The organism is Aurantimonas sp. A2-1-M11 (genome assembly GCF_036549475.1).
Taxonomy (GTDB): Bacteria; Pseudomonadota; Alphaproteobacteria; order Rhizobiales; family Rhizobiaceae; genus Aurantimonas.
In genome coordinates, this window is the sequence record NZ_JAZHLI010000164.1 from 1 (window position 1) to 2542 (window position 2542).

The following is a 2542-nucleotide window of genomic DNA, read 5'->3' on the forward strand; positions in this document are numbered from 1 at the left end:
CATGCAGAAGGACGGCTCAAAGGAATCCTTGAAGGGGAAATTCCAAAGGGCAGGCTGGGACAATGCATTCCTCTCTCGCCTGCTCAGCCTGTTCTGAAATGCGATTGCCCTGACGCCGTTGCTGTGTGCGCGAATGTCGCGTCGAGAAGCGGGCTCTACTGCCCCTGCTGTCCGGGCTGAACCGTTCCTTCCGGCAGCACCGCCGGCGCGACCTCCGTCTGGGACGGCTCGGGGTTGGCCGGGCCATCCGAAGCCGCGGCCGGCTGCTCACCGGTAGGCGGCTCGTCGGCAGCGGCCGGGGCGGTCGCCTCGCCTTCGTCCTGCGGCGCCACGACCCCCTCGACCTCGGCCGGCGCAGCATCGGCCTTGCCGCCCTCGACCGGTGCGGTCCCGGCAGCAGGTTCGGTCGCGGGCGCCGGCTCGCCGCCGGCCGCATCAGAGGGCGCCGCCTCGGCGGCCGCGGGCGCGTCGGAGCCACCTGCCGTCACCCCGTCGGTGCCGACCGGTTCCGGCGAGATGGTGCCGTCCGCCGCCGCGACGCGCCACACCGTGTTGCCGGCGTCGTCGGCCACCAGCAGTGCACCGGTGCCGTCGATCCCGACGCCGACCGGCCGGCCACGCGCCTCGTCACCGTCGAGGAAGCCCGTCACCACGTCCTGCGCCATGCCGTCCGGCTTGCCGTCGGTGAAGGGGACGTAGACGACCTTGTAGCCGTTGAAATCGTCGCGGTTCCAGCTGCCGTGCTCGCCGATGAAAGCGCCGTTGGCATAGGCCTCGGGCAGCGCCGAACCGTTCGAGAAGGTGAGCCCCAGCGCCGCGACGTGGCTCGACAGGGCGTAATCGGGGACAATTGCCTTTTCGACCATGTCCGGCCGCTTCGGATAGACCCGCTCGTCGACATGGTCGCCGAAATAGCTCCACGGCCAGCCGTAGAACCCGCCCTCCTGCACCGAGGTCATGTAGTCCGGCACGAGATTGGGGCCAAGTTCGTCCCGCTCGTTGATCACCGCCCAGAGCACGTCCGTGTCCGGGTGGAATGTCAGGCCGTTCGGGTTGCGCAGGCCGGAGGCGAAGACCTTTGATGCGCCCGTCTCACGGTCGATCTGCCAGATCGCGGCCCGGCCCTTCTCGGCCTCGAGCCCGCGTTCGACGATGTTCGAATTCGAACCGACGGAGGCATACAGGAACCGGCCATCCGGGCTGAGCGCCAGATCCTTCGTCCAGTGGTGGTTGATCGGCCCGCCCGGCAGCGGCGTCAGCACCTCGGCCGCTGCGGTGATCTCGGTCTGGCCCAGTTCATACGGGTAGGTCAGGACAGCATCGGCCGACGCCACGTAGAGCGTCCCGTCGGCCCAGGCCACGCCGAAGGGCGAGTCGAGATTGGTCAGCAGGTCGCTGCGCTCGTCCACCGTGCCGTCGCGATCGGTGTCGCGCAGCAGGGTGATCAGGTTGCTCTCCTTCTGCGGCCCGCCACTGCCATGGGCGATCGACATGATCCAGCCGCGGATCACGTCCTTCGGGCGCGACACCGGCTTGCCCGAAGGGGCTCGCCCCTGCACGACGAGCACGTCGCCGTTGGGCAGGGTGTGAACCGTGCGCGGGTTGGCCAGGTCGGTGGCATAGGGGGTGACCGTCAGGCCCTCGGGAACGGTCGGGGTCTGCGCCGCATCCCATCCCACGACCTCGGCGACCTTGAGGCTGGGCAACAGGGACGAACTCGGCTCCGGCAGGACCGGGTCCGGGCCGATCTGCGACGACACGTCGAAATCGCTGCCGTCATCGCTGCAGCCGGCGAGCGCCAGCAGCACCAGGGCACTGCTGCCGAGGATGACGGGCCGGAAGGATGCCTTGCGATCAATCATGGTTGCGCACTCCGACGCCGTACTGGAACACCATCGAACGGCCGAGCCAGGCCGTGATGGTGATGAGGACCACGGTCACCGCGGACAGGATGAGGCCGTTGGGGACGACCGCTGTCCAGCCGTCACCGGCATGGACGAGACTGTTCACAAAGCCGAGGACGAGGATCACCACGGTGCCGATGGCATAGGCCCATGCCGGTGGCTGGGCGCGCATGCGCGGCTGGGTGACGAAGTCGACGAGGCCGGCGAGCAGCGCGAAGCCGCCGATGATCAGGCCGGCGAAGAGCAGCCAGGACGAGAATTCCTGCCACATCAGATTGCCCGTCTGCCAATAGGCGATGTCGGTCAGGAGCGTCAGCGTGAAGCAGACGAAGGGGAACTGGATGAGCATCGCGTGGATCGACTGCCCGCCGATCGTCGCAGTCAGGGGAGGATGCGGATAATCCATGGAGAACATCTCGATATGTCAGGTGGTGAACCAATGACAATACGAGTAGGCTGACGCTTGGTTCCCGGCGCAGCAGGCCATTCCCCGCAGGGCAATCGGGTGAGTTGGCGCGTGACATCTGGTGCAAGTACTGAATCTGTGGGTTCCCAATTGATTCGATTGGGAGATTGCGGGAATGGCTGTGTCCGACGAGGCGGTACTGGAGAGTATTGTTTTTCTGGATCATTTTGCG

General features: G+C 66.8%; 2 protein-coding genes. Both read right to left on the reverse strand.

The window, feature by feature from the left end; all coding sequences use genetic code 11:
• Positions 1–155: 155 nt before the first annotated feature.
• Positions 156–1862 carry a PQQ-dependent sugar dehydrogenase gene (locus tag VQ042_RS25215; protein WP_331822993.1) on the reverse strand — a complete coding sequence of 569 codons (1707 nt, stop codon included), beginning with the start codon at positions 1860–1862 and terminating at the stop codon, positions 156–158.
• Positions 1855–2310, reverse strand: coding sequence for a DUF2231 domain-containing protein (locus tag VQ042_RS25220; protein WP_442880240.1), 456 nt, complete (start codon positions 2308–2310; stop codon positions 1855–1857). Before VQ042_RS25220 ends, VQ042_RS25215 begins: the two co-directional genes overlap by 8 nt.
• Positions 2311–2542 lie beyond the last annotated feature (232 nt).